This is a genomic window from Streptomyces sp. NTD107, from assembly GCF_059510435.1.
In genome coordinates, this window is record NZ_JCAJZV010000006.1 from 331,052 (window position 1) to 352,915 (window position 21,864).

Annotated in this window: 19 protein-coding genes, 1 tRNA gene and 1 pseudogene; 11 read left to right on the forward strand and 10 right to left on the reverse strand. The window is 72.1% G+C overall.

Features of this window, described 5'->3' with window-relative positions; translation table 11 throughout:
• Nucleotides 1–93 precede the first annotated feature (93 nt).
• From AC5WRL_RS15505 to AC5WRL_RS15540, 8 genes and pseudogenes are all read left to right on the forward strand, one after another.
• A complete protein-coding gene (locus AC5WRL_RS15505; RefSeq protein WP_496089087.1) occupies nucleotides 94–1,539 on the forward strand; it encodes an MFS transporter in 1,446 nt (481 codons plus the stop codon).
• Between the two features lie 362 nt (nucleotides 1,540–1,901).
• Nucleotides 1,902–2,135, forward strand: a complete 234-nt coding sequence (locus AC5WRL_RS15510) for a hypothetical protein (RefSeq protein ID WP_496089088.1) — start codon at nucleotides 1,902–1,904, stop codon at nucleotides 2,133–2,135.
• 174 nt (nucleotides 2,136–2,309) lie between these two features.
• A tRNA-Ala gene (locus tag AC5WRL_RS15515) sits at nucleotides 2,310–2,382 on the forward strand.
• 214 nt (nucleotides 2,383–2,596) lie between these two features.
• A complete protein-coding gene (leuS, locus tag AC5WRL_RS15520; protein ID WP_496089089.1) occupies nucleotides 2,597–5,458 on the forward strand; it encodes a leucine--tRNA ligase in 2,862 nt (953 codons plus the stop codon).
• 162 nt (nucleotides 5,459–5,620) lie between these two features.
• The gene (locus AC5WRL_RS15525; RefSeq protein WP_496089090.1) at nucleotides 5,621–6,253 is read left to right on the forward strand and encodes a hypothetical protein; all 633 of its coding nucleotides are present in this window, start codon (nucleotides 5,621–5,623) and stop codon (nucleotides 6,251–6,253) included.
• A gap of 23 nt (nucleotides 6,254–6,276) precedes the next feature.
• Nucleotides 6,277–7,122, forward strand: coding sequence for a DegV family protein (locus AC5WRL_RS15530; RefSeq protein WP_496089091.1), 846 nt, complete (start codon nucleotides 6,277–6,279; stop codon nucleotides 7,120–7,122).
• 107 nt (nucleotides 7,123–7,229) lie between these two features.
• Nucleotides 7,230–8,126, forward strand: coding sequence for a ComEA family DNA-binding protein (locus tag AC5WRL_RS15535; protein ID WP_496089092.1), 897 nt, complete (start codon nucleotides 7,230–7,232; stop codon nucleotides 8,124–8,126).
• Nucleotides 8,127–8,664: 538 nt separating this feature from the next.
• A pseudogene (locus AC5WRL_RS15540) lies at nucleotides 8,665–10,836 on the forward strand (ComEC/Rec2 family competence protein); the annotation flags it as partial.
• A gap of 7 nt (nucleotides 10,837–10,843) precedes the next feature.
• On the opposite strand, the gene AC5WRL_RS15545 reads toward AC5WRL_RS15540, so the two are convergent.
• Genes AC5WRL_RS15545 through AC5WRL_RS15560 form a run of 4 tightly spaced genes read right to left on the reverse strand, consistent with a single transcriptional unit; the run spans nucleotide 10,844 to nucleotide 12,459 of the window.
• On the reverse strand, nucleotides 10,844–11,200 hold the full coding sequence (locus AC5WRL_RS15545) for a hypothetical protein (protein ID WP_496089093.1): 357 nt from the start codon (nucleotides 11,198–11,200) through the stop codon (nucleotides 10,844–10,846).
• Nucleotides 11,197–11,658, reverse strand: a complete 462-nt coding sequence (locus tag AC5WRL_RS15550; RefSeq protein ID WP_496089094.1) for a prevent-host-death family protein — start codon at nucleotides 11,656–11,658, stop codon at nucleotides 11,197–11,199. Before AC5WRL_RS15550 ends, AC5WRL_RS15545 begins: the two co-directional genes overlap by 4 nt.
• 42 nt (nucleotides 11,659–11,700) lie before the next feature.
• Complete coding sequence (locus AC5WRL_RS15555) at nucleotides 11,701–12,183, reverse strand: pyridoxamine 5'-phosphate oxidase family protein (protein ID WP_496089095.1); 483 nt, start codon at nucleotides 12,181–12,183, stop codon at nucleotides 11,701–11,703.
• 48 nt (nucleotides 12,184–12,231) lie between these two features.
• Entirely contained in the window at nucleotides 12,232–12,459 is a 228-nt protein-coding gene (locus AC5WRL_RS15560) for a hypothetical protein (protein ID WP_496089166.1), read from the reverse strand.
• A gap of 74 nt (nucleotides 12,460–12,533) precedes the next feature.
• Here AC5WRL_RS15560 and holA point away from each other — a divergent pair, with 74 nt between their 5' ends.
• Nucleotides 12,534–13,523 (forward strand): DNA polymerase III subunit delta, encoded by a 990-nt coding sequence (gene holA, locus AC5WRL_RS15565; RefSeq protein WP_496089096.1) that lies wholly within the window; start codon nucleotides 12,534–12,536, stop codon nucleotides 13,521–13,523.
• A 12-nt stretch (nucleotides 13,524–13,535) separates the two neighbouring features.
• On the opposite strand, the gene AC5WRL_RS15570 is transcribed toward holA, so the two are convergent.
• Nucleotides 13,536–14,291 (reverse strand): hypothetical protein, encoded by a 756-nt coding sequence (locus tag AC5WRL_RS15570; protein ID WP_496089097.1) that lies wholly within the window; start codon nucleotides 14,289–14,291, stop codon nucleotides 13,536–13,538.
• A gap of 222 nt (nucleotides 14,292–14,513) precedes the next feature.
• Nucleotides 14,514–14,780, reverse strand: coding sequence for a 30S ribosomal protein S20 (rpsT, locus tag AC5WRL_RS15575; RefSeq protein WP_496089098.1), 267 nt, complete (start codon nucleotides 14,778–14,780; stop codon nucleotides 14,514–14,516).
• Between the two features lie 272 nt (nucleotides 14,781–15,052).
• Here rpsT and lepA point away from each other — a divergent pair, with 272 nt between their 5' ends.
• Both lepA and AC5WRL_RS15585 read left to right on the forward strand, forming a co-directional pair.
• Nucleotides 15,053–16,909, forward strand: coding sequence for a translation elongation factor 4 (lepA, locus tag AC5WRL_RS15580; RefSeq protein WP_496089099.1), 1,857 nt, complete (start codon nucleotides 15,053–15,055; stop codon nucleotides 16,907–16,909).
• Between the two features lie 134 nt (nucleotides 16,910–17,043).
• Complete coding sequence (locus AC5WRL_RS15585; protein ID WP_496089100.1) at nucleotides 17,044–18,924, forward strand: AMP-dependent synthetase/ligase; 1,881 nt, start codon at nucleotides 17,044–17,046, stop codon at nucleotides 18,922–18,924.
• A 62-nt stretch (nucleotides 18,925–18,986) separates the two neighbouring features.
• On the opposite strand, the gene hemW is transcribed toward AC5WRL_RS15585, so the two are convergent.
• From hemW to AC5WRL_RS15605, 4 genes are read right to left on the reverse strand one after another with little or no spacing between them, the layout of a single operon-like run.
• A complete protein-coding gene (gene hemW, locus AC5WRL_RS15590) occupies nucleotides 18,987–20,219 on the reverse strand; it encodes a radical SAM family heme chaperone HemW (RefSeq protein WP_496089101.1) in 1,233 nt (410 codons plus the stop codon).
• Between the two features lie 49 nt (nucleotides 20,220–20,268).
• Nucleotides 20,269–20,718, reverse strand: coding sequence for a type II toxin-antitoxin system VapC family toxin (locus tag AC5WRL_RS15595; protein ID WP_496089102.1), 450 nt, complete (start codon nucleotides 20,716–20,718; stop codon nucleotides 20,269–20,271).
• The gene (locus AC5WRL_RS15600) at nucleotides 20,708–20,977 is read right to left on the reverse strand and encodes a type II toxin-antitoxin system Phd/YefM family antitoxin (RefSeq protein WP_496089103.1); all 270 of its coding nucleotides are present in this window, start codon (nucleotides 20,975–20,977) and stop codon (nucleotides 20,708–20,710) included. Before AC5WRL_RS15600 ends, AC5WRL_RS15595 begins: the two co-directional genes overlap by 11 nt.
• A 52-nt stretch (nucleotides 20,978–21,029) precedes the next feature.
• Complete coding sequence (locus AC5WRL_RS15605; RefSeq protein ID WP_496089104.1) at nucleotides 21,030–21,863, reverse strand: DUF3097 domain-containing protein; 834 nt, start codon at nucleotides 21,861–21,863, stop codon at nucleotides 21,030–21,032.
• Between the last annotated feature and the right edge of the window lies 1 nt (nucleotide 21,864).

Here is a 21,864-nt window from a genome sequence, read left to right on the forward strand (position 1 = left end):
GTGCGGCAGGGCGCCGCCCGTTGCCAGGTGCTGTCAGTACCAGTATCGACGGGCTCTCGGAACCCGTATCCGGGCGGGCGCAGGCTCGGCGGCATGACGCACACTTCCTACGCCGCCGCCGGCGCGCGGGCGGCCGCCAGGGGTGGCGGCGGGCGGCCCGGCCTGCTGCTGACCGTGGTGCTCGGCGGGCTGTTCATGAACCTGCTCGACATCTTCATCGTCAATGTCGCCGCGCCCACCCTGCGCGCCGACCTGGGGGCCTCCGGCGCCGAACTCCAGCTGATCATCGCCGGATACACCATCGCGTACGCCGTACTGCTCATCACCGGGGCCCGTCTTGGCGGCCGGTACGGGCCCGGGCGGCTGTTTCTGACCGGGCTCACGGTGTTCACGGCCGCCTCACTGGCCTGTGGCCTGGCCGGGAACGCCGGACAGCTGATCGGCTTCCGGATCGTCCAGGGCACCGGCGCGGCCCTGATGCTGCCGCAGGTGCTGAGCCTGATCCAGCGCAGCTTCAGCGGCCCGGGGCGGGCCCGCGCGCTGACGCTGTACACCGTGGTGCTCGCCTCGGGCGCGGCGGCCGGGCAGATCGTGGGCGGGGCGCTGGTCAGCGCGGATCTGTTCGGGCTCGGCTGGCGGCCGGTGTTCCTGGTGAACGTGCCGGTCGGTCTGGCGCTGCTGGCGCTGGGCGCCCGGATACTGCCGCTGGGCCGGCCGGCGGCGGGGGCGGGGGCCCGGCCGCTGGACCTGCCGGGGCTCGGGCTGCTGACGGCGGCGGTGCTGGCGGTGACGGTGCCGCTGGTGCTGGGGCAGGAGGAGGACTGGCCGCTGTGGTGCTGGCTGTGCCTGGCGGCGGCCCCGCTGCTGCTGGCGGCGTTCGCGGCGCAACAGAGCCGCTCGGCGCGGCGCGGCGGGGCGCCGCTGCTGTCGCCCCGGGTGCTGCGGGCGCCCGGGATGGCGCGGGCGGCGTGGCAGATCGCGCTGTCGATGGGGCTGAACGCCGGGGTGCTGTTCGCGCAGTCGCTGCACTTCCAGGGGCCGGCGGCGGCCGGCGGTCTCGGCTACGGGGCGCTGCGGACCGGGCTGCTGTTCCTGCCGGCGGCACTGGCGTTCGGCGTCGCCTCGATGCTGTGGCGCGGGATCCCGCGGCGCGGCTTGCCGTGGCTGGCGCCCGGCGGCTTCGCGCTGTCGGGTCTGGCGGTGCTGGCGATGGGGCTCGCGCTGCGGAACGGGGCCGCCCCCGGGGTGTGGGTGGTGGCGGCGTTCGCCGTCAACGGGGCCGCGCTCTCCCTGGTGTACGCGCCGGTGCTGACGGGGACGCTGGCCCGGGTGGCGACCGAGGACGCGGCGGATGCCAGCGGCGTACTGGGGATGATGACGCAGCTCGGGATGCTGAGCGGTACGGCGGTGTTCGGCACGGTGTTCCTCGGCCGTGCCGAGGGCGGGCACCCGTTGGCGGACGGGGTGTGGGTGACCAGTTGCGCCCTGGCCGCGGCGGCGGCGATCGGCGCGCTGGGGTCGTCCGTACGGCGTGGGTGAGCCGCGATCTCGAAAGCGTCTCCCTTCGCTCACGACGTGTGACGCGGGGCTTATTGTGCCGGGGCCCCGCGTGGCACAATCGGAAAGCCGGGCTAGGGGGTGTCTTCAAAGTTGCGCCGTCCACCCGAAGGGCGGGCCGGGCGGCGTCTGGTGCGGTGCATCGCAAGGCGACGGGGCGTCCTCGTAGTGGGCGACCCGGACGTCTCGGCAGCTCTGCTTCCCAGGTCTCTCCCCAGAGCGGAGAGGGAGCGAAGCGGAGTGCGGCGAGCGTGCGTGCCGGGCGTCGTGCGGCGGGCGGGACTTCGAAGACACCCCCTGGGGGTCCCCGGCTGGCCTGTCCGGCGTTGACGGAGGCGTTTCCCTTGGGTGCCCACAGCAGGAAGTGCGACTGGTGCGGCTGCGGTACGCCCATCGTCCGCGATCTTCAGCCGGTGAACGGGGACTACCAGTACTGGTGCGTGGAGTGCGCGCGGGCGCTCATCATCAAGGGCGATCCGATCGAGGTGTACCGCGAGCTGGAGGGCGAGCCGATCTACGGCCGGCTGCTGGACGAGCACTGCGCGCTGAAGCGGTTCTACTCCTTCGCGAGCGCCTGACGGGGGTGCGGACGGAGCGCGCGCGGGGCGCGGACGGAACGCGGACGGAGCGCGGACGGCGGGCCACCGGAGCCGATTTGGCAAACCACCGGGGTGCGTGTGTAAAGTAAGGGCATCGCCGCAAGGGGCCGGAAGGGAAACCGGAAGGAAGCCCGGCGGGGAACAACAGAACAAGGGGCTATAGCTCAGTTGGTAGAGCGCCTGCATGGCATGCAGGAGGTCAGGAGTTCAATTCTCCTTAGCTCCACAATCACCGAGCGGGTCATCCGGTTTACCGGATGACCCGCTTTCGGTTTGGCCCTGTGCGGTAGTCTGGGGCCATGCGTGCCGTACGCCTTCTGCTTAGCCGGCCGCGCTGATCGAGCACCGGTCGTTGGACCGGAATCGGCGCGGCGACCCCCTCCTGTGCGAGGGGTTTTTTCATGGCGTGGCAGAGACGATCCGATGGAGCTTCGAGGACCATGAGCGAGACACAGAAGTACGACGCCGCCCTGGCAGCGGACATCGAGGCACGCTGGCAGGACTACTGGGAGCGGCACGGCACGTACCGCACCCCGAACCCGTCCGGTGACATGGCGGACGACGCGGCGCTGGCGGCCAGGCCGAAGAAGTTCATCATGGACATGTTCCCGTACCCCTCGGGTGCCGGGCTCCATGTGGGGCACCCGCTGGGCTACATCGCCACCGATGTGTACGCCCGCTTCCTGCGGATGAGCGGCCACAATGTGCTGCACACGCTGGGCTACGACGCGTTCGGGCTGCCCGCCGAGCAGTACGCCGTACAGACCGGCACCCACCCGCGGATCTCCACCGAGGGGAACATCGAGAAGTACGAGGGGCAGCTGCGGCGGCTGGGCCTGGGGTACGACAAGCGGCGCACCATCGCCACCATCGACCCGGAGTACTACCGCTGGACCCAGTGGATCTTCCTCCAGATCTTCAACTCCTGGTACGACGCGGACGCCGGGCGGGCCCGGCCCATCGCCGAGCTGGTCGCCGAGTTCGAGGCCGGCACCCGGGCCACCCCGGACGGGCGGCCGTGGGGCGAGCTGAGCGCGGAGCGGCGGGCGGCGGTGCTGGGCGAGTACCGGCTGGCGTACTCCTCCGAGGCGCCCGTCAACTGGTGCCCTGGCCTGGGCACGGTGCTGGCCAACGAGGAGGTGACCGCCGACGGGCGGTCCGAGCGCGGCAACTTCCCGGTCTTCAAGTCCAAGCTGCGCCAGTGGAACATGCGGATCACCGCGTACGCGGACCGGCTGGCCGATGATCTGGACACGGTCGACTGGCCCGAGGCCATCAAGCTCCAGCAGCGCAACTGGATCGGCCGCTCCGAAGGGGCGCGGGTCGACTTCCGGGTCGGCGAGGCGGGCGACGGTGGCACCGTCACGGTGTTCACGACGCGTCAGGACACGCTCTTCGGCGCCACCTACATGGTGCTGGCGCCCGAGCACCAGCTGATCGACGCGATCGTGCCGGGCGCCTGGCCGGCCGGTACGCACGAGGTGTGGACGGGCGGGCACGCCACGCCGGGTGCCGCGGTGGCCGCGTACCGCAAGCAGGCGGCGGCCAAGTCGGATGTGGAGCGGCAGGCGGACGCCAAGGTCAAGACCGGGGTGTTCACGGGGGCGTACGCCACCAACCCGGTCAACGGCGAGCGGATTCCGGTCTTCATCGCCGACTATGTGCTGATGGGGTACGGCACCGGCGCGATCATGGCGGTGCCGGCGCACGACGTGCGGGACTTCGCGTTCGCGCGGGCCTTCGAGCTGCCGATGCGGTGCGTGGTGGAGCCCACGGACGGCCGGGGCACGGACCCGGCCCAGTGGGACGAGGCGTTCAACGCCAAGGACGCGCGGCTGGTCAACTCGGCGGGCGCGGAGGTGTCGCTGGACGGGCTGCCGGTCGAGGAGGCCAAGGCGGCGATGACGGCGTGGCTGGCAGCTCGCGGTCTGGGCGAGGGCACCGTCAACTACCGGCTGCGGGACTGGCTGTTCAGCCGGCAGCGGTACTGGGGGGAGCCGTTCCCCATCGTGTACGACGAGGACGGCGTCGCGCACCCGCTGCCCGACTCGCAGCTGCCGCTGGAACTGCCGGAGGTGGACGACTACTCGCCGCGTACCTTCGACCCGCAGGACGCGGACAGCCGGCCGGAGACGCCGCTGTCCCGCAACCAGGAGTGGGTCAACGTCACCCTGGACCTGGGCGACGGGCGCGGCCCGCGGCCGTACCGGCGCGAGACCAACACCATGCCGAACTGGGCCGGCTCCTGCTGGTACCACCTGCGCTACCTGGACCCGCACAACAGCGAGCGGCTGGTGGACCCGGAGATCGAGCGGTACTGGATGGGCCCGCGCGAGGGCATGTCCACGGGCGGCGTGGACCTGTATGTGGGCGGCGCGGAGCACGCGGTGCTGCACCTGCTGTATGCGCGGTTCTGGCACAAGGTGCTCTTCGACCTGGGCCATGTGTCGTCGGCCGAGCCGTACCACAAGCTGTTCAACCAGGGCATGATCCAGGCGTACGTCTACCGTGACGCGCGCGGCTTCCCGGTGCCGGCCGCCGAGGTCGAGGAGCGCGAGGGCGGCACGTTCTGGTGGGGCGGCGAGCAGGTCGGCCGGGAGCTGGGCAAGATCGGCAAGTCGCTGAAGAACGCGATCTCGCCGGACGACATCGCCGCGCAGTACGGGGCGGACACGCTGCGGCTGTACGAGATGGCGATGGGTCCGCTGGATGTGTCGCGGCCGTGGGAGACGCGCGCGGTGGTCGGGCAGTACCGGCTGCTCCAGCGGCTGTGGCGCAATATGCTGGACGAGACCACCGGCGCCGTGACCGTGACGGAGGACGCGCCGGACGAGGAACTGCTGCGGGCCACGCACCGGGCGATCGACGGGGTGACGCGCGATCTGGAGGGGCTGCGGTTCAACACCGCGATCGCCAAGATCACCGAGCTGAACAACTTTGTGACGAAGCGGGGCGGGGCCGCCCCGCGCCAGGTCGCCGAGACGCTGGTGCTGCTGACGGCTCCGCTGGCTCCGCACATCGCGGAGGAGCTGTGGCACCGGCTGGGGCACGAGGGTGGCAGCGTCGCGCACGCGGACTTCCCGGTCGCGGACCCGGCCTATGTGGTCGAGGAGACCGTCACCTGCGTGGTGCAGGTGAAGGGGAAGGTGAAGGCGCGGCTTGAGGTGCCGCCGGGGATCGACGCGGCCGAGCTGGAGGCGCTGGCGCTGGGCGATCCGGGGGTGGTCGCGGCGCTGGGCGGCGGCGCGGTGCGCAAGGTGATCGTGCGGGCGCCGAAGCTGGTGAACATCGTCACCGGGTGAGTGGTGGGGTGGGGGAGCGGGGCCGGATCCGGGTTTCTTCCGGGTTCGGCCCCGTCCCCATTCGGAGGTGGTCGGCCTAGGCTGGTGGTCCGGAGTGTGTGTGGCGCGGCTGCTCGGTGCGGATGCGGATGCGGATGCGGATGCGGATAGGTGGAGGGCGGGATGGAGATCGCTATCGCGGTGATGGTGCTGACCTCCCTGGTGTTCGTGGCGCTGGTGGTACGCACGGCGCGGGCCGTCAAGCGGCGGGCCGAGCGGGCGGGGCGGGAGCTGCGGCGCAAGGTGGACCGTACGGTCTCGGAGGCCACGCTGGTGGCGCGGTCGGTGCAGCCCGGGGTGATCGGGGAGGTGGCCAGGACCCGCAGGGAGCTGCGGGCCGCGCTGGACGGCACCCGGGGCGTGCTGCGGGCGGGAGCGGCAGACGATGCGGCGCTGCGGGAGTCGCTGGGGCTGCTGGATCAGCTGTACGGGCACGGGCGGCAGCTGGACGGGGAGCTGGGCGCGCTGATGGCGGGCGACCCGGACCGGCGGCGGGTGGCGGCGCGGCTGCCGGCGCTGCGGGAGCGGGCGGAGCGGATCGTACGGTCTGCGGACTCGCTGCGGCAGGCGGCGCTGGAGCGGGCGCACCGGCATGACGCGGACGCGCTGAACGCGTTGCACGAGCAGATCGCGGTGGAGGCGAGCGCGCTGCGGCACTGGGCGCCGGCGGAGCGGCCGGAGTCCTCGGGGACCGAAAGAGGGATCGACGGCGGTAGTGGCAGCGGCGGGGGCAAGGGGGCGGGGGAGCGCGGGTAGAGCGGTCCGCTACCCTCCGGACCATGCCCCGCTCTGTCGCCATCGTCACGGATTCCACCGCCTATCTGCCGTCGTCGGAGGTGGAGCGGCATGCGATCACCTCGGTGCCGCTGACGGTGGTGCTGGGCGGTGAGGCGGTGCCGGACGGTACGCAGGACGCGGCGCGGCGGCTGGCGCGGGCGCTGCGGGAGCGGCTGCCGGTGACCACCTCCCGGCCCAGCCCGGAGACGTTCGCGGCGGCCTATCGGCGGGCGGCGGAGGCGGGCGCGGAGTCGGTGGTGTCGCTGCATCTGTCGGCGGAGATCTCCGGGACGTACGACGCGGCGGTGCTGGCGGGGCGGGACGCGCCGGTGCCGGTGCGGGTGGTGGACAGCGGGATGGTCGCGATGGCGCTGGGGTTCAGTGTGCTGGCGGCGGCGGAGACGGTGGAGGCGGGCGGCTCGGCGGACGAGGCGGTGGCGGCGGCGGTCAAACGGGCGCAGTCGACGCGGGCGTACTTCTACGTGGACACCCTGGAGCATCTGCGGCGCGGCGGGCGGATCGGCGCGGCGCAGGCGCTGCTGGGATCGGCGCTGGCGGTGAAGCCGCTGCTGGAGCTGGTGGACGGGCGGATCGAGCCGCTGGAGAAGGTGCGCACGGCGGGCAAGGCGATCGCCCGGCTGGAGGAACTGGCCGCCGGGCATGCCGGATTGGGGCCGGTGGAGGTGGCGGTGCATCATCTGGCGGCGGAGGAGCGGGCGGTGGCGCTCGCGGAGCGGCTGCGGGAGCGGATTCCGGGGGTGGACGCGGTGCGGGTGAGCGAGGTCGGCGCGGTGATCGGGGCGCACACCGGGCCGGGGCTGCTGGGCGCGGTGATCGCCCCGAAGTAGGGCGCGTATCACTCGTGTGAGTGACGAAGTTATCCACAGGTGCCGGGTTATCCACAGAATTTGGCGCTGTTTCCCGCTGGGGTGGGAATGTCCGTACGGTTCGGCGCATGAGAACCAGGACCGTTTCCAAGACCCGTCCCGCCGGCCCCAGTCGGCCGCCGACCGTACGTGCGGTCACGCTGTTTCCGCCGGGAACCACCCGGGGCACCGGGACCTTGACGCCACTGACGCCACTGACGCCACTGACGCCACTGACGCCACTGACGCCACTGACGCCACTGACGCCACCGTCACCGGCGACCGATCCCGATCCGCCTCCGCAGGAGCCGCAGCCGCAGCCGCAGCCGCAGCCGCTGCCGTGGTGGCAGCGGCTGCGGCTGGGCCTGCTCGACCGGTGCGGGGTGGAGCCACGGACGCTGGCTGCGCTGGCCGTGGTGCTGGTGGTGGCGGCCGGGTTCGCCGTCCACCACTACTGGGCGGGACGGCCACGTGCCGTCACCGCCGGCGCGGAACTGGTGGCGCTGCCGTCGCCCGTGGCCACCGCGTCGGCGCTGCCCGAGGCCGGGGCCGAGGCGGAACCGAGCAGGCTGGTGGTCGATGTCGCGGGTGAGGTACGGCGCCCGGGCTTGCACACGCTGGCCGGCGACGCGCGGGTGGCGGACGCGGTCGAGGCCGCCGGCGGGGTGCTGCCTGGCACGGACACCGACGGCCTGAACCGGGCCCGGCCGCTGAGCGACGGGGAACAGATCCTGGTGGGCGTCACCCCCGAGCCGATGGCGGGCGAGGGCGCGGCCGGAGATCTCGGGCTCGGGGGCCCGGTACGGCTGAACTCGGCGACGGCCGAGCAGTTGCAGACCCTGCCCGGGGTCGGCCCCGTACTGGCCGGCAACATCATCGACTACCGCGAGCGGAACGGCGGCTTCACCTCCATCGACCAACTGCTCGACGTGTCCGGCATCGGCGAACGCCGGCTGAGCGATGTGCAGTCCCGTGTCACGCTCTGACGTCCCGTCCGGCGGGCGGGCCCGTGGTCGCTCGGCTCTCCCGGGAAAGGCCGCCGGCCCCGCGCGGGCCCCGGCCGGCCGGGCGGGCGAGCCGCCGTCGGCGCCGGACGTCGGGGTCCCCGACCCCGGAGCGCACCGCGCCATCCCGCGAAGCGGTCCGGCGGATCCGGCGCACCGGACGGTGGACGGACGGCTGATGACTCCAGCGGTCCCCGCCCGGCCGGCAACCGCGGCAGGTTCCCGGCGGGTCCGGCTGGGGAAGGGCGCCCGGGCCGCACAGGTGCCGTCCGATCGGCTGGACGGTCTTCCGCCGGCGTCCTCGGCCGGGACCGGGGGCGGAGCTGGGGCCGGGGCCGGCGATCCGGCGGACCGGGTGGCGGATTTGCGGCTGGTGGGTCCGGCGGTCGCGGTGTGGGGGGCGGCTGCGCTGGCCCTGGACGGGCCGGTGGCGGTGGCGCTGGGTGGGGCGCTGGGCGCCGTGCTGCTTGCGCTTGCGGTGTTGTGCTGTTCCCGCTCGGGGGTGTGGGTGGCCGTGGCCATGGCGCTGGTCTCGGCCGCCGCCGGGGCGGTGGTGGCCGCGTTGCACGGGGCGGCGGTCCGGGGCAGCCCGCTCGCGCAGTCGGTCGGGGAGCGGGCCACGGTCGAGGTGGAGATCAGCGGTGACCCCAAGGTGGCCGCCACGAAGCGGGGGGAGGTGATCGTGATGACCGGTGAAGCCGAACGGGGCGGACCAGTCGTGGTGGTGGCCCGGCCGGCGGCGGAACACCGGGCGGAGTGGGCCGGGTTGCTGCCCTCCACCCGGTTGCTGGTGGAGGGCAGGCTCGGCGAGCCGATGCCGGGACGCGGGAGCGAGTTCGCCGCCGTACTGCGGGTGCTGGGCGAGGGGCCGCCACGGCTCATCGCCGGGCCCGGCGGGGCGCAGCGGTTCGCCGGGCTGCTGCGCCAGTCGCTGCGCGATGCCACCGAGGGGCTGCCGCCGGATGCCCGCGCGCTGGTGCCCGCGCTGGTCATCGGGGACGCCTCCCGGATCACCCCCGAGCTGCGGGCGGCGGTCCAGGCCACCGACCTGACCCACATCATTGTGGTGAGCGGGGCGCATCTGGCGATCGTGCTGTTCGTGCTGATCGGCCCGGCCGGTTCGGCGGGGCGCGCCGAGCGGGGCGGGCTGGCCGGGCGGCTGGGGATCGGGCTGCGCACCACCGCCGTGCTGGGCGGTGGACTGCTGGTGGTGTTCGTCCTCATCTGCCGGCCGGGCCCCAGCGTGCTGCGGGCCGCCGTGTGCGGCGGGATCGCGCTGCTGGCCATCGCCACCGGCCGGCGCCGCTCGCTGCTGCCCGCGCTGGCGGCTGCCGCCCTGCTGCTGATCCTCTACGATCCGGCGCTCTCCCGGTCGTTCGGGTTTCTGCTGTCGGTGCTGGCCACCGGTGCGCTGCTTACCCTCGCCCCACGGTGGAGCGCGGCGCTGCGGCGGCGGGGGGTGCCGGGGCGGCTGGCCGAGGGGCTTGCGGCGGCCGGGGCCGCCCAGGCGGTGTGTGCTCCGGTGGTGGCGGTGTTCACCGAGCGGATCAGCCTGGTCGCCGTCCCGGCGAATCTGCTGGCCGAACTCGCCTTCGCCCCGGCCCTGGTGGCGGGCTGGGCCGCGCTGGTGTGCGCTCCGGTGGCCATGCCGCTCGCCGAGGGGCTCGGCCGGCTGGCGGGCTGGCCGGCCGGGGCGATCGCGCTGATCGCCCGCACGGGTGCCACGCTGCCGGGGGCGGAACTGGGCTGGCCGGGCGGCTGGGCCGGGGCGGCGCTGCTGGCGGTGCTCACGGTCGCGGTGGTGGCGCTGCTGCGCCGGGCGCTGCGCCGGCCGGTGCTGGGCGCCGGTTGTGTGCTGCTGTTGCTGGCGGCGGTGTTGCGGCCCGCTCCGGTGGAGCGGCTGGGCCGGGCGCTGACCGGCTGGCCGCCGGCGGGGTGGCGGCTGGTGGTGTGCGACGTGGGGCAGGGTGACGCCCTGGCTCTCGCGGCCGGGGCCGGGGCGGCCGTGGTGGTGGATGCCGGGCCCGACCCGGTGGCGGTGGACCGCTGTCTGCGGGAGCTGGGGGTGACGCACATTCCGCTGCTGGTGCTCAGCCATTTCCACGCCGACCATGTCGCCGGGCTGCCGGGGGTGTTGCGGGGCCGGACGGTGGGTGCGATCCACACCTCGCCGGTGTGGCGGGACCCCGATCAGGCGGAATTCGTGGCGCGGATCGCCGCCGGGGAGGGTGTGCCGGTGGCCCCGGTGAGCGCGGGCTGCCGGGGCGCGGTGGGGGAGGAGCTGAGCTGGGAGGTGCTGTGGCCGCCGGCGGACGCGGCCGAGGCCGGATACGGCGCCAACGACGCGAGTGTGACGCTGCTGGTGCGGGCCGGGGCGCTGACCGTACTGCTGCCGGGCGATCTGGAGCCGCCGGCGCAGCGGCGGCTGCTCACCGGGCAGCCGGGGCTGGGTGAGGTGGCGGTGCTGAAGGTGGCCCACCACGGTTCGGGCGAGCAGTACCGGCCGCTGCTGGAGCGGTTGCGGCCCGACCTGGCGCTGATCCCGGTCGGCGCGGACAACAGCTACGGACATCCGGCGGAGCGGACCCTCGACGCGCTGGCGGAGGTGGGCGCCACGGTGCTGCGCACGGATCTGCACGGTGCCCTGGCCGTTGTCGAGGGCCCCGCCGGGGCCCACGGCATCGTCCGGCGCGGGAGGCTCAGCGGTCGGTGTCCCTGGGGTGCCGGGGCGAGGCGTACACGAGATGCACGGTGCGGCGGGCCTCGTCCACCAGATAGCGGACCCGGCCGCCGGAGGTCACCTCGTACTCCCATTGGGGGAATTCCCGGCCACCCAGCACACCGGTGGCCAGTCTCCCGCGCAGCGGATGCTGGCGATCGGGGTCATGATGCGAGAGCGGACGGAGCCGGAGGCTCTCGTAGCAGCGCCGGGAGTTGCCCGGGGCTTCGGCGCACAGCTCGCCCCAGCCTTTCGCGGCCTCGTTGGTGGCGAACCGTAACCGCCATTCGTCGCCGATGGCGGGCGGGGCGACCTCGTCGCCGCGCTTGGGTGTCACGGGGCAGGCACCTCGCCGTGGTCCTCGTCGGGCAGCGGGCGGGTGAGCTGGGCGGTCAGCTCCGGATCCGCCAGGATTCGTGCCGTGGCCCGCCACTCCACGATGACCCGGTGCAGATTGACGTGCACGTCCAGTTCGGCGACATCACTCGTGGCGGCGATGAGTTCGGTGGCGAACTCCCGGGTCTCCGCCACCGACAGATGGCGGGTCCACGGGAAGACGGTGGGCAGGGCGCGCCGCACCGCTCGGCTGCCCTCGTCGCTGGCCATCAGCGCGGTGATGAGCCGCGCGGTGATCTCGGCGGTTTCCTCGCGCTGCTGGTCGTGTCGCGCGGTGGTCAGGAACAGGTCTTCGCCGTCCCGCCGAGTGACATGCAGACGTTGCACCCGGTCCAGGGTCTCGGCGACGTGCCGCGAATTCTTCGAGAGCTCGGAGAACGACACCGTGGGAGTGGCCATGGCACCAGACATTACTTCGGAACGTATTCCGAAGTCAAGGGGTCAGATCAGCCAGCTGCCGTCCCGCATCAGGAGGCGGGTGGAGAGCTCGTTGACCTCGCGCCAGGCGCGCAGGGTGCGGGGACGGAAGCGGAGGTGGCTCCAGGTCGGGCGGCCTCGCGGGTCCCAGTGGTGTTTGGCCGCGAAGGCGTCGTGTTCGTTGTCGGGGATGTCGTCCGACGTCAGCAGCTCGGCGGTGGCTTCGATCAGCACCACGTCGCGGGTGGTGCCCAGCGAGAGGACCGCGTGGCCGTTGTGGGCGATGTTGACGGCGGTGGGGTTGGTGGTGCGGGTCGTCATCAGCAGGGTGCCGGCCGTCCACAGGAAGGACAGCGGGACCATCGTCGGGGTGCCGTCCGGGCCGGCCGTGGCGACCCACGCGTCCTCGTCGGCCGCGAGCCGGGCCAGTGCGTCCTGCTTGCGCCGGAGGGCCGGCCTCGCCGGGGGTGGGGGTGGCGGCGTGCGTTCCGCCGGTTCCGTTGTCATGATCCGCAACGTAGCCGCGGCCCCGGTTCCGTACATCGGGCGGCGGTCCTAGGACCGTTCCAGCCAGCCGTCGTGGGCTTCCGCCAGTGCGGCCAGGGCGGCTTCGTCCAGTGTGGCCGGGGGTGTTTCCAGGACCACCAGCCATTGGGCGTCCTCCGCGTCGTCCTCGCCGGCCAGGGCCTCTCGTACCAGTTGGGGCTCGGTGGGCAGCGGGAAGTGGTCGGTCAGTTCGGCGGCCACCTCCTCGGCCGCGTCGCGGTCGGGCAGCACCAGGATCAGGGTGGTCGCTTCGGTCACCCGTCCATTGTCGCCGCCGTCCGGTGTCAGTGGCGCGTGGGATGCTGGGGGCGATGGCCAGGAAGACGCAGGACACCGCCGATGACCCGCTCGCTCCCCTCACCCTCGCCGTGGGGCAGGAGGAGTTGCTGCTGGACCGCGCCGTGCGGGAGGTCACCGCCGCCGCCAGGGCGGCGGACCCGGACACGGATGTACGGGACCTGGCGCCCGGTGAGTTGCAGCCCGGCACGTTGGCCGAGTTGACCAGCCCGTCGCTGTTCGCCGAGCGCAAGGTGATCGTCATCCGGGGGGCGCAGGATCTGGGCGCGGACGCCGTCAAGGAGCTGAAGCCGTATCTGGCGGCCCCCGTCGAGGAGATCACCCTCGTGCTGTTGCACGCCGGCGGGGCCAAGGGCAAGGGGCTGCTGGATGCCGCGCGTAAGGCCGGGGCGCGGGAGGTGGCCTGTCCGAAGATGACCAAGCCGGCCGACCGGCTGACCTTCGTGCGCGGGGAGTTCCGGGCCATCGGGCGCAGCGTCACCCCCGGTGCCTGCCAGGCGCTGGTGGACGCCATCGGCAGCGATCTGCGGGAGCTGGCCTCGGCCGCCGCCCAGCTGACCGCCGATGTGGAGGGCGCCATCGATGAGGCGGTGGTGGCCCGTTACTACACGGGGCGGGCCGAGGCGTCCAGCTTCACCGTCGCCGACCGGGCGGTGGAGGGCCGGGCGGCCGACGCGCTGGAGGCGTTGCGCTGGGCGCTGTCCACCGGGGTGGCGCCGGTGCTGGTGACCAGCGCGCTGGCCCAGGCGGTGCGGGCGATCGGCAAGCTGGCGTCCGCGCCCGGCGGTATGCGGCCCGGTGATCTGGCGCGGGAGCTCGGCATGCCGCCGTGGAAGATCGACCGGGTGCGGCAGCAGATGCGCGGCTGGTCGGCGGACGGGGTGGCGGTCGCGCTGCGCGCGGTCGCCGACGCGGACGCCGCCGTCAAGGGTGGTGGCTATGACCCGGGTTACGCCCTGGAGAAGGCTGTCGTCGCCATCGCCGGGGCGGCTCGTTCCCGGTGAGCCGCACGATCCTTACTCCCCGAGCGCTGCCAGGGTGGACTCCATTGCCGCGCGGAGGGTGAGGGTGACCGTGCGGGCCTCCATCAGCTCGGCGTACTCCGGCGAGTCCAGATAGGCGTTCCAGGTCAGGCTGGTCTCGAACCAGCCGTCGCGGACGCCCAGCATCACCCAGTCGACGTCGCCGGAGCTGTTGGTGCGGGTGACCAGGTACGCCTCGTCGCCGAGCCCCGACAACTCCTCGACGGTGAAATCGGTGTCGCCCCACGCGTACATCTCCTGGGACCGGTAGTCGGCGGCGAACTCGGGGGCGGGGTCCGTTCCGTGGTGCCAGGTCGAGTTGTAGGTGATGTAGGCGTAGTTGTAGTTGTCGTCGCCGATCGGGGCGAGGGTGAAGTCGCAGCTCCCGACCTGGAGCGTGTCGTCGCTGTAGGTGGCGGCCTCCGGCTCCGAGTCCAGCGCGTAGGAGTCCTCGAAGGCGGAGACGTCCGCCGCCGCGCACAGATCCTCGGGGAAGGTGTAGCCGGCCAGATCGGGCTTCGGGTCGCCGCTCAGGTTGCCGGTCGCCAGCAGGGCGCCGCCCCAGGCGGCCGAGGCGATCACCGCTCCGCCCAGGCCCCACAGCCAGCCCGGTACGCCACGGCCCCGGCCCCCGGCCTGGGGAACGGGCTGCGGCGGATAGGGGCCGTACCCGCCTCCGTACCCCCCGCCGTACGGGTTCGGCTGCTGTGGCTGGAGATAGGGATTGGGCTGGCCCCCCGGTATGGACATGACGGGTAACCTACCGCGTTCATGCCGAAGGCCCCAGACCATCCCGGGGAAGGGGATGTTCCAGGGCCTTCAGAGCACTGATGCGGTACAAGCTGTACCAGAGGCGCCGCGCTCGCGTGGCGAACGTCGGACAGCGCGACGCGTGCGGACCGGCCGGGGCGGAGAGAGGGGCCGCCTGATCCGGGAGCCGGTCACCGATCGATCGGTGCGAGAGGCGAAGGGTCAGCCCTTGAGCGCGTTGACCTGGCTGGCCAGCGCGGACTTCTTGTTGGCCGCGTTGTTCTTGTGCAGCACACCCTTGCTGACAGCCTTGTCCAGCTTGCGGGCGGCCACCTTGTGGGCGGCCTCCGCCTTCTCGACGTCACCGGCGGCCACGGCCTCACGGGCGGCGCGGACGGCGGTCTTGAGCTCGGACTTGACCGCCTTGTTGCGCAGCCGCGCCTTCTCGTTGGTCGTGATCCGCTTGATCTGGGACTTGATGTTCGCCACGAAGGAGCCTCTACAGATTCGCTACAGGTGATGTCGCTACAGGCTTTTGCTGAGCTTCCGCGCCGTGCCGGATCCTCCCAGCACAGACACAGTGGGCCAGCTTACCAGCGCCCCCGTACGGTCCCGTAGGCTTCCATGGGCTGCCACCGGGCCGGCCGAAGGACAATGGTCCGGCCGCCCCTCGCCGCGGCGGCCGTCCCGCGCGGCTCCCGCCGGGCGCCAGGCGCACCACGACACCTCCGAGACATTGAAGAAAGTGCAGGTCAGAGTACGTGCATCTGCCCGGGAACACGGATTCGGCACTGATCCGCAACTTCTGCATCATCGCCCATATCGACCACGGCAAGTCCACTCTGGCCGACCGGATGCTCCAGCTGACCGGGGTCGTGGATCAGCGGCAGATGCGCGCCCAGTACCTCGACCGCATGGACATCGAGCGTGAGCGCGGCATCACGATCAAATCACAGGCGGTCCGGATGCCCTGGAGCTCGGAGAGCACCGGTGGCACCTCGCACGTACTGAACATGATCGACACCCCCGGGCACGTCGACTTCACCTATGAGGTCTCCCGTTCGCTGGCCGCCTGCGAGGGCTGTGTCCTGCTGGTGGACGCCGCCCAGGGCATCGAGGCGCAGACCCTCGCCAACCTCTATCTGGCGATGGAGAACGACCTCACCATCATCCCGGTGCTCAACAAGATCGATCTGCCGGCCGCCCAGCCGGAGAAGTTCGCCGCCGAGCTGGCGCACCTCATCGGCTGCGAGCCCTCCGATGTGCTGAAGGTCTCGGCCAAGACCGGCGAGGGCGTGGCCGAGCTGCTGGACGTGGTGGTCCGGCAGGTGCCCGCCCCCGTCGGGCAGCTCGACGCCCCCGCCCGCGCGATGATCTTCGACTCGGTGTACGACGCGTACCGGGGCGTCGTCACCTACGTCAAGGTGGTCGACGGCCGGCTCGGCAAGCGTGAGCGCATCGCCATGATGTCCACCGGCGCCACCCACGAACTGCTGGAGATCGGCACCAACGCCCCGGAGATGACCGCCGCCGACGGGCTCGCGGTCGGCGAGGTCGGCTATCTCATCACCGGGGTGAAGGACGTCCGCCAGTCGAAGGTCGGCGACACCATCACCCTCCAGCGCGGCGGCGCCACCGTACCGCTGGGCGGCTACAAGGACCCGAAGCCGATGGTGTTCTCCGGGCTCTATCCGCTGGACGGCTCCGACTACCCCGATCTGCGCGACGCCCTGGACAAGCTCCAGCTGAACGACGCCGCCCTGGTGTACGAGCCGGAGACCTCCGCCGCCCTCGGCTTCGGCTTCCGGGTCGGCTTCCTGGGGCTGCTGCACCTGGAGGTCATCCGCGAACGCCTGGAGCGCGAGTTCGATCTGTCGCTGATCGCCACCGCCCCCAGCGTCGTCTACCAGGTGACCATGGAGGACGGCACCCAGCACACGGTCACCAACCCCAGCGAGTACCCGGCCGGCAAGGTCGCCGAGGTGCGCGAGCCGGTGGTACGGGCCACCCTCATCGCCCCGAACGAGTTCGTCGGCGCGATCATGGAGCTGTGCCAGAGCCGGCGCGGCTCGATGCAGGGCATGGACTACCTCTCCGAGGACCGGGTCGAGCTGCGCTACACCCTCCCGCTCGCCGAGATCGTCTTCGACTTCTTCGACGCCCTCAAGTCCAAGACCCGCGGCTACGCCTCGCTGGACTACGAGCCCACCGGGGAGCAGCCCTCCCAGCTGGTGAAGGTCGACATCCTGCTGCACGGTGATCCGGTCGACGCGTTCTCGGCGATCGTGCACAAGGACAAGGCGTACGCGTACGGCGTCAAGATGGCCTCCAAGCTGCGCGAGCTCATCCCGCGCCAGCAGTTCGAGGTGCCGATCCAGGCCGCCATCGGCTCGCGCGTCATCGCCCGCGAGACGGTCCGCGCCATCCGCAAGGACGTGCTGTCCAAGTGCTACGGCGGTGACATCTCGCGCAAGCGGAAGCTGCTGGAGAAGCAGAAGGAGGGGAAGAAGCGGATGAAGATGGTCGGCCGGGTCGAGGTCCCGCAGGACGCCTTCATCGCCGCGCTCTCCTCGGACGCCGACGGCGCGGGCGGCACCGAGGGCAAGAACAAGAAGTAAGGGCGAGGTGTGGTCGTTACGGGCCTTACGCGGGGCAGGGTTGAGCCGTAATCTGATCGTCCCAAGTTACCCATGAGTTACTCATCAGTCACCCATGTGTCGCCCCCATTGGCGCGGGAAGACCGGAGGAAGCCGTGAGCGAGCAGCAGCACCAGTCGATCGAGAACCGTCCACCGTCCCTGGCGCAGCTGTTCCTCGACCGCGTAGCGGCCACCCCCGACCGGGAGGCGTTCCGCTACCCGGTCCCGCCGGCCGCCGGCAGCGGGCCCGACGACTGGGCCTCGTACACCTGGGGCGAGGCGGCCGAGCGGGTCTTCGCCATCGCCGCCGGGCTGATGGACCTCGGGGTACGCCCGCAGGAGCGGGTGGCCATCGCCTCCAGCACCCGGGTGGACTGGGTCCTGTCCGACCTGGGCGTGATGTGCGCCGGCGCGGCCACCACCACCATCTACACGCAGACCAACGCCGACGAGACGGCGTACATCCTCTCCGACTCCGGCAGCAAGGTGCTGATCGCCGAGGACGCCGAGCAGCTGGCCAAGGCCCGCGAGCGGCGTGCCGAGCTGCCCGCGCTCGAACATGTGGTGGTCATCGAGGCCACCGACGCGCTGCCGGCCGAGGGCGACCCGGAGGGCTGGGTGCTGTCGCTGGCCGACCTCGCCGAGCGCGGCGCCGCCTACCTGGACAAGCACCCCGACGCCGTCAAGGAGAGCGTGGCGGCGCTGCGCCCCGAGCAGCTGGCCACCCTCATCTACACCTCGGGCACCACCGGCAGACCCAAGGGCGTACGACTGCGGCAGGACACCTGGTCGTACATGGGGTACGCGATCGACGCCATCAACCTGCTGCGCCCCGACGACGTGCAGTATCTGTGGCTGCCGCTGGCCCACATCTTCGGCAAGGTGCTGATCTCCGCCCATGTGAAGGTCGGGCACGTCAGCGCGGTGGACGGGCGGGCCGACAAGATCGTCGAGAATCTGCCGGTGGTGCGCCCCACCTACATGGCCGCCGTGCCGCGGATCTTCGAGCGGGTGTACAACGGCGCGCAGGCGAAGGCGCGGGCGGGTGGCGCCGCGAAGCTGCGGATCTTCGAGTGGGCGGCGCGGACGGCCGTCGAGTACGCCAAGACGTCGCAGGAGAACTACCGGCGTACGGGCGCGGCGACGGTGCCGTTCGCCCTGGCGGCGCGGCACAAGGTGGCCGACAAGCTGGTGTACGCGAAGCTGCGGACCGCGATGGGCGGGAATCTGCGCGGTACGGTCTCCGGCGCGGCGGGTCTGGCGCCGGACATCGGGTACTTCTTCTCCGGGGCCGGCATCCACATCCTTGAGGGGTACGGGATGACCGAGTCGGCGGCGGCGAGCTTCGTGAATCCGGAGGTCGGCTACCGCACCGGGACGGTCGGCAAGGCGCTGCCCGGCTGTGAGGTGCGGATCGCGGAGGAGGACGGCGAGATCCTGCTGCGCGGGCCGGGGATCATGGAGGGTTACCACGGGCTGCCGGAGCTGACCGCCGAGGTGCTGGAGGAGGACGGCTGGTTCCACACCGGGGACATCGGTGAGCTGTCGGACGACGGCTATCTGACGATCACCGACCGGAAGAAGGATCTCTTCAAGACATCGGTCGGGAAGTATGTGGCGCCGACCGCGATCGAGGGCCGGTTCAAGGCGATCTGTCCCTATGTCTCGAATGTGCTGGTGATCGGGGCGGAGCGGAAGTACTGCTCGGCGCTCATCGCTCTGGACGAGGTGTCGATCCTGGGCTGGGCGGCGGAGCAGGGCATGGCGGGCAAGCCGTACGCGGAGGTCGTGGCCGACCCGCGCACCCGGGAGCTGATCGAGGGGTACGTCGGGCAGGTGAACGAGGGCTTGCAGCGCTGGCAGAGCGTCAAGCAGTTCCGGCTGCTGCCGCGCGACCTGGATGTGGAGCACGGGGAGCTGACGCCGAGCCTGAAGCTGAAGCGGCCGGTGGTCGAGGGCACGTTCAAGGAACTGATCGACGACATGTACAGCTAGTTCTTGGTACGGCAACGGCATGGCCCCACCCCAACGGGTGGGGCCATGCCCGTCCGCCGGAGTCAGTCGACCAGGTCGCGGACCAGGGCGTCGGCCAGCAGGCGGCCCTTCAGGGTGAGGGCCGCCCGGCCCGCCTCGTACGCCGCCGGGTCCAGGAGACCGTCGGCCAGCGCGCGGGCGGCTGCCGCCGTGCCGGCCTCGTGGAGCAGGGACAGCTCGCAGCCGGCCGCCAGCCGCAGCTCCAGCAGGACGCGCTCGACCCGCTGGTCCTCCGGGCTCAGCAGCTCCCGGCCTGCGCCGGGCGAGCGCCCGCCGGCCAGGGCCTGGGCGTAGGCGCCGGGGTGCTTCACGTTCCACCAGCGGACCCCGCCCACATGGCTGTGCGCGCCGGGCCCGGCGCCCCACCAGTCGGCGCCGGTCCAGTACAGCTCGTTGTGCCGGCAGCGGGCGGCGGCGGAGGTGGCCCAGTTGGACACCTCGTACCAGGAGAAGCCCGCCGCCGACAGCGCCTCCTCGGCGATCAGATAGCGGTCGGCGTGCACATCGTCGTCCGTCATCGGGATCTCGCCGCGCCGCACCCGGCCGGCGAGGCGGGTGCCCTCCTCGACGATCAGGGAGTACGCGGAGATGTGGTCGGGCCCGGCGGCCACGGCGGCGTCCAGCGTGGCGCGCCAGTCGGCGTCGCTCTCGCCGGGGGTGCCGTAGATCAGATCGAGGTTGACGTGCTCGAACCCGGCGGCGTGCGCCTCGGCCACGCACGCCTCGGGGCGGCCGGGGGTGTGGGTGCGCTCCAGGATGTTCAGGATGTGCGGGCTGGCGCTCTGCATGCCGAACGAGATCCGGTTGAAGCCGGCGGCGCGCAGCTCGGCGAGATAGCCGGGGTCGACCGAGTCCGGGTTGGCCTCGGTGGTCACCTCGGCGCCGGGCGCCAGACCGAACTCCTCCCGTACGGTCGCCAGCATCGCGCCGAGGTCGGCGGCCGGCAGCAGCGTCGGGGTGCCGCCGCCGACGAAGACGGTCCGGACGGGGCGCGGGTCCTCCCCCAGCACCTTGCGGGCCAGCCGGATCTCCTCGGCGAGGGTGGCCGCGTAGTTCTCCCGGGAGGCCAGCGCCCCGCCCGAGCCGCGCAGCTCGGTGGCGGTGTAGGTGTTGAAGTCGCAGTAGCCGCAGCGGGTGGCGCAGTACGGCACGTGCAGATAGAACGCGAGCGGCCGGTCGGCGGCGCCGGCGAGGGCGGCGGCGGGCAGCGAACCGTCCTCGGGAACGGGCTCGCCATCGGGCAGGACGGAGGGCATGCCCTTCATTGTCCGGCATCCGCCGTCAGGACAGCTGCCCGGTGGTCGGTCAGGACCCTTCGGGGCGCGTCAGCGGGACGACGGTGAGCAGATCGTCCAATCCCTTGAAGTCGTCCGGGTTGGTGGTGAACAAGGGGAGGTTTTCAGCGATGGCGATGGAAGCGATCATCAGATCGGCGATGCGGCGCCGGGGCGTGCGGCCGCTACTGACGACGGCTGCGCAGACACGACCGTAGACGCGAGCGGCTTCCACGTCGAAGGGGATGGGGTCGAACTCGTTCTCGGCGCGCTGGAGGACGTCGGTGCGGCGGGCGCGCTCGGCGTGCTCGTCGTAGTCGTCCTGTTCGGCGTTGCTCCGCACCTGGTGGGGGCCGGCGGAGAGTTCCGCCAGAGTGATGGTGGTGATGGCCATCTCGGCGGGTAGTTCTCCGGGGTCGATCCACTGGCGCAGGATCATGACATTGGTGTCGAGAAGGCCCTGCCGGTGCTCAACGGGCATAGGGGTCGTCGCTCTCTTGCTCGACGGCGACACTCTGGTCGGCGCGGAAGGAGTTCAGAGAGACGTCGGGGGTGGCGCGGGACATGGCGGCGAACTCGGCGCGTGGCACGAAGCGGCGACGGCGGCGCAGCGGAATCAGCTCGCCGATGCGGTGTCCGTCACGAGTGACGGTGAATGCCTGCCCGTTCTGGACAGAGTCCATGATCTCTTTGGACCTGGTGCGTAGATCACGCTGGGTGATCTCGGGCTGTGCGGTCATGCACCCACTATAGGCACGAGGTGGCACCAGGTGCTACCCCGTGCCGCTCGCGTCAGGGAACGGGCCCGCCCACCGTCACGTGGTCGATCAGGTGTTCCACCGGGCCGAGGAGGGTGGGTTCCAGGTCGCGGTAGGTGTGGACCCTGCCCAGGATGTGCCGCCAGGCGGCGGCCGTGTTCGGGGGCCAGCGCAGGGCCGCGCAGATGCCCTGCTTCCAGTCCTGGCCGCGGGGGATCACCGGCCAGGCGGGGATGCCCACCGACGAGGGCTTGACCGCCTGCCAGATGTCGATGAAGGGGTGGCCCACGATCAGGACGTTCTCGTCCGTCACCTCGGCCGCGATCCGTGACTCCTTCGAACCGGGCACCAGATGGTCCACCAGCACCCCGAGCCTGGCGTCCGGCGTCGGCGCGAACTCCCGCACGATCGCCGGGAGATCGTCGATGCCCTCCAGATACTCGACCACCACCCCCTCGATCCGCAGATCGTCGCCCCAGACCTTCTCCACCAGCTCCGCGTCGTGCCGGCCCTCCACGTAGATCCGCCCGGCGCGCGCCACCCTCGCCCGCGCCCCCGGAACCGCCACCGAGCCCGACGCCGTCCGCATGGCCGCGGTCGTGGGGGCCGTCCTGGGCAGGGTCAGCGTGACCACCTTCCCCTCCAGCAGGAAGCCGCGCGGCTCCAGCGGGAACACCCGGCGCTTGCCGAACCGGTCCTCCAGTGTCACCACCGGACCCTGTGCCGTCTTCTCGCAGCCGATCACCGCCCCGCAGTACCCGGTGCCGGCCTCCTCCACCACCAGGCCGGGCTCGGCAGGCACCTCGGGAACCGGGGCGGACCGCTTCCACGGCGGCGTCAGATCGGGGCCGTACTCTCTGCTGCGCATG

Coding starts and splice junctions, on each gene's coding strand:
- AC5WRL_RS15505 (WP_496089087.1), top strand. CDS start 94: ATGACGCACACTTCCTACGCCGCCGCCGGCGCGCGGGCGGCCGCCAGG.
- leuS (WP_496089089.1), top strand. CDS start 2,597: ATGAGCGAGACACAGAAGTACGACGCCGCCCTGGCAGCGGACATCGAG.
- AC5WRL_RS15525 (WP_496089090.1), top strand. CDS start 5,621: ATGGAGATCGCTATCGCGGTGATGGTGCTGACCTCCCTGGTGTTCGTG.
- AC5WRL_RS15530 (WP_496089091.1), top strand. CDS start 6,277: ATGCCCCGCTCTGTCGCCATCGTCACGGATTCCACCGCCTATCTGCCG.
- AC5WRL_RS15535 (WP_496089092.1), top strand. CDS start 7,230: ATGAGAACCAGGACCGTTTCCAAGACCCGTCCCGCCGGCCCCAGTCGG.
- AC5WRL_RS15550 (WP_496089094.1), bottom strand. CDS start 11,658: ATGGCCACTCCCACGGTGTCGTTCTCCGAGCTCTCGAAGAATTCGCGG.
- AC5WRL_RS15555 (WP_496089095.1), bottom strand. CDS start 12,183: ATGACAACGGAACCGGCGGAACGCACGCCGCCACCCCCACCCCCGGCG.
- holA (WP_496089096.1), top strand. CDS start 12,534: ATGGCCAGGAAGACGCAGGACACCGCCGATGACCCGCTCGCTCCCCTC.
- AC5WRL_RS15570 (WP_496089097.1), bottom strand. CDS start 14,291: ATGTCCATACCGGGGGGCCAGCCCAATCCCTATCTCCAGCCACAGCAG.
- hemW (WP_496089101.1), bottom strand. CDS start 20,219: ATGCCCTCCGTCCTGCCCGATGGCGAGCCCGTTCCCGAGGACGGTTCG.
- AC5WRL_RS15595 (WP_496089102.1), bottom strand. CDS start 20,718: ATGCCCGTTGAGCACCGGCAGGGCCTTCTCGACACCAATGTCATGATC.
- AC5WRL_RS15600 (WP_496089103.1), bottom strand. CDS start 20,977: ATGACCGCACAGCCCGAGATCACCCAGCGTGATCTACGCACCAGGTCC.
- AC5WRL_RS15605 (WP_496089104.1), bottom strand. CDS start 21,863: ATGCGCAGCAGAGAGTACGGCCCCGATCTGACGCCGCCGTGGAAGCGG.